The sequence below is a fragment of the Vibrio sp. 10N.286.48.B8 genome (assembly GCF_003050085.1).
GTDB classification, from domain to species: domain Bacteria; phylum Pseudomonadota; class Gammaproteobacteria; order Enterobacterales; family Vibrionaceae; genus Vibrio; species Vibrio crassostreae.
This window is the reverse complement of record NZ_PIGD01000046.1, coordinates 1-4301: the sequence shown is the minus strand read 5'-3', so window position 1 is coordinate 4301 and position 4301 is coordinate 1. Positions and strand designations below refer to the sequence as shown.

The window sequence follows — 4301 nt, the reverse complement described above, 5'->3', positions numbered from 1 at the left end:
TTCATTTGCTGACGATAGCTGTCTTTAGCAAAGAAGTTACCATTCGATACATCCCAGAAGCGCGTAGAGTACGACACCAACTCATCTTTGATGCCCGTCTCGCCATCGGTTAACGAGCCCGGTGTACGACTACGCATGTAGTTGTTGCCACCGTACGTCAAGTAAGCTGGGGTCACCTCTTCACCAGAGATATCCATACTCACCTGCAAGTTAATGCCGATACCATCCAACTTATCTAAATAAGTGCCCGCATCCACTAGACAGGTGAGGTCATCGTTGTCTGCAACCACTGGCCCTTGGAAGAAGTTCGAGCGTGGTAGCTCTTTCACCGTACTGAACTCTATCGTTAGCCATTGGTCTTGCCCTATACGTTGAGTCAATTGCGCTAACTTAGCTTTAAACGCTTCATCCGCCGTCAACATCTCACCGCTGCCATCTAAGGCCGGGTACCACATCGTTTTACCGCGAAGCTTGTCCACATAACCGAAAATATGCTTTTTCACCGACAGAGTATCCGTCGCCTCTTGGCTTGTTCTCAGATTACGAATGTCATCAAAACTCTGTAACGCTTTAAAGTATTCAACCAACTGCGGGATTGTTTGAATTTTAAAAACTGACGCGCGATTGAACCCTTTATCTGGCGCAACAAAGGCTTCTTGCCACTTGTACTCCAACGCTTGAACGGCATAGAACATCCACTCTTGCAGCTCTGCAAACGCTAACTCAGCGTTCAAGGCCTCTTTTGTCAGTACGCTGTAATGCACTGGGTTAGCATAATAACGGTCTGCCTGTTGTTGCTGATTTTCACCCAACTGCGCAATCAGTCGCTCAGCTTCTGCAGTGAACCCTGCCAGCCTTTCCACTTCATAAGCCAGGTAGCTCATCGACTTCGCGATGTCCACTTCAGCCGCTTTGAGCTCTAACATGAGCGCTTTAATGCGCGCCTTAGAATTCACGTCAAGTAAACCGCGCTCAAGACCTCGGATTGTCGCACGCTCTAACACTGCCAAAGTTTGTGTGTACTCAATAGCGTCATCACGCGGCACGTCTTTCAGGTCTTCCTTTAAGCTAGCCAACGCCGCTTGCACTGCGGATAAATCGACGTTGCCCGCTTCGCTAACAAAGTCATCCAGCGTGTCTAAATCGTCCTGTTTCAGTAACTCACTAATATCGACATAAGCGTTGCCTGACGAGGAACCATTGCGTTCCGCATCTCGTTTCGCTTCAAGCAACTGGCTCAACGACAACTCATTCTGACCAAACTGCACCATGATTTTATCAATCGCATCATGAACTTGCTTCTCTTGCTCAAGACGCTCCATCTCAATGGTGATGTTGCCTTCGATAGTCTTACGGGCTTTCTGTGCTCGCTCGACGCCTAGCGTCGCCGCTTTAATGCTTTGTTGCTGTTGGGCGATTAAGCTGCCTTTTCTCTGCGCTTGCGTCTGGCTCGCGCACAGGTTATCGCCTTGTCCTACCGTACAACCCAGCAGTTTAAACAGCTGGTTATTCAGCGCTTGCTGCTCATTAGCAAAGGTCTGTCTGAACTGGTCGCGTTGGTAGCGGTAGTTCGTGTTTGCGTTTTTCGCCTCTTGCAGCGCTTTCTCTGCCGACGGTACTACGTCATACGCGCTGCCTTTGAGTAACGTTTTAATCGCATCAAATGAGTCATAAACGGTGTTGCCTTTGTCTTTGAACCCTTGCAGGAACAGAACAAAATCATCCGGAAGCCCTAAGTAGTTACCCTCGCCTTTTAACCACTGAATCACCGAGCCCAGTTTCATCGTAAGGCTGTTGAGTTTCGCCTGCTCTGTAGCCAGCATGGCGTTCACTGGCGCATCGCTGCCCAATAGCTGCTCAAGCTGCGTGGCTTTCGACGTCACACTGTTAAGCAGAGTTTGCGCTTCTGCCGCTAACGCTTGCATGGTATCGGTATTCGCGTACACCGCTTTGAGCTTGCTCAGGTGAACTTGTTGCTCAAGCAGAGTGTTCATCATTTGATACACCAGCAGGGCGTCTTTGTATCCCACTACCAAGGCTTCGCCTTCAAAGATAGGAGAATGTTGGCCTTGGCCATTAAGGTATCGCGCACTCTGTAAGTCACGATGCGGTAACTGTGTCGCATACGCTTGTGGGTGGTTATCGATAAGCGACCAGTACTCATTCAAGCTGCGCTGTAAAATATCAACGGCGTTTTGACGGCTTCGCTCAAGGCTAGCGACCGAGACGTCTGCATCATTAACCCAATCGATTCGAGCTTGGTCAATCGAACGGTTCGCTAAAATAAATTCGGCAGCCGCACGGTCGTAGTAAATATCAAACAGTATCTCTTTAAGGTAAGGTAAATCCGGCTGCAGTGCTGCAAAGCCCTCCACCACCTCAATGGCATTATCGGCTGTCGACTTTTCCGCATTGGCCCATAGCTTAGAAAAATCTTGGCTCAGTCTCTCAGAGCTCATCGTAGACACAATCTCGCCTAGCTTTGGGTCTAAGGTAAACATGTTATCGAGGTAGCGGAATGCGGCGGCGTTTTGTTGGGCAGCGTTATTAGAATAACGTGGGTAAAGCGTCGCCATTGTCTCTTCGACAGGTGAACGTCTTGAAGCTAACTGAGATAAAGTAACGGAACAATGATTGCTATTTAGTTGTCCCTCAGAGCAATACTTAACGACGGGCTTAGTCAAGGTTTTATGGCATGTACTACCAGCTTTTCTGTACCCACTAGGGCAATGACTTGTCCGTGAACTGTACAAACTCTTAGTCCGAATGACCTCATAGTCAACTCGACAAGCTTGAGTGCTACAGCCTCTATATTTCTGGCTACCAGCTTTATAAACCCAAGAGTCGGTATGGCTATAAGTCAAATCACTAAAACGGTATCGCTCAAGTATTTTTTTTCCTTTCCAGTAAATACTCGATGGTCCATTTGCGCCAATCGTGTATTTTGACATTTTACTTTTATCTATTGGCATGTAAGGTCCTGGATAAAATGGTTCAGCATAATCTTTCTCCGTAACGACGCGAAGACAAGACGCACTTTCCATTCGATAACCAGATGGACAGGAGTAGGTAACACTTTTAGAAAGGCTTTTCGTACAGCTTTGCTTGTTGGAACTCAGGTTATAACCACTATCACATTTAACCAAAACTGGTTTTGTGATTTTTTTTGTACAACTTAGTCCTTGTTTATCAAACCCTGAAGGGCAAGTATGGTAAACAAACTCCTCACCAAATGGATAAGGCGCATTATTGGAGGCCTGGACCACACCCGACTGCATTATTGAGAGCGTAAAAAGCCCTACCAAACTGCGTTTAGTATATTTCATTATTTTTCTTTTTTATGTGGAGATAAATAAGGTGGGAGTTAACCACCGCTGTTATTACTGGATTAGTTCCATTTATTCAGTACGCACGCACTGTAACTTAACATTCATTCATTCATTCATTCATTCATTCATTAGCTAAAAACTAATAGTTTAATTAGTATCTATAATAATTAATTAATATTCAATAACTATAAAAAATGCTTATCATTACACAGAGGAAAGTAGCATTTACCTTTAATTTAAGTGACAATCAACACAATAAAAGGCTCTCTAATAACATGAACGAACCACATTTATTTTTTATTAGGGTAATTAACAATTAGAACAAAAAGATAGCTACAAGTAATTTATTAGTTCAAGACACAAATACTCAACCTCAATTTTTAAATTCAATCTCACAACAAGGTTTTCTTTAATGACAAATAAAAGAGCCTCATGACATCATGAGGCTCTATTGTTGGTTACCTTAGCAAGATCAGTGGGCCTGAGTCTCCTCCGCCACACGTCTCTGCATTGCGGGAGTAGTATCGGTGCTTAATAATAAGCTCTATATCATCCAAACCTTCAAGGTCTACTATCTCACCGTATCGGTCACCCAGCTTCACGGACAATCTCCAACCTGAAGCCGCGACACTTCTCTCTTTAAAGGCATACGTTGGGTTCAAAAACGCCGACTGACTCTCTTCGTCTGTCATGATGTTGGCCTTCATTTGCTGACGATAGCTGTCTTTAGCAAAGAAGTTACCATTCGATACATCCCAGAAGCGCGTAGAGTACGACACCAACTCATCTTTGATGCCCGTCTCGCCATCGGTTAACGAGCCCGGTGTACGACTACGCATGTAGTTGTTGCCACCGTACGTCAAGTAAGCTGGGGTCACCTCTTCACCAGAGATATCCATACTCACCTGCAAGTTAATGCCGATACCATCCAACTTATCTAAATAAGTGCCCGCATCCACTAGACAGGTGAGG

General features: G+C 45.4%; 1 protein-coding gene and 1 pseudogene. Both read right to left on the bottom strand.

Features of this window, described 5'->3' with window-relative positions; translation table 11 throughout:
• The coding region (locus CWO08_RS23630; RefSeq protein ID WP_108021217.1) for a hypothetical protein at window positions 1-2576 on the bottom strand (2576 nt) is incomplete at its 3' end.
• A gap of 1211 nt (window positions 2577-3787) precedes the next feature.
• Window positions 3788-4301: pseudogene (locus CWO08_RS23625) on the bottom strand (hypothetical protein); the annotation flags it as partial.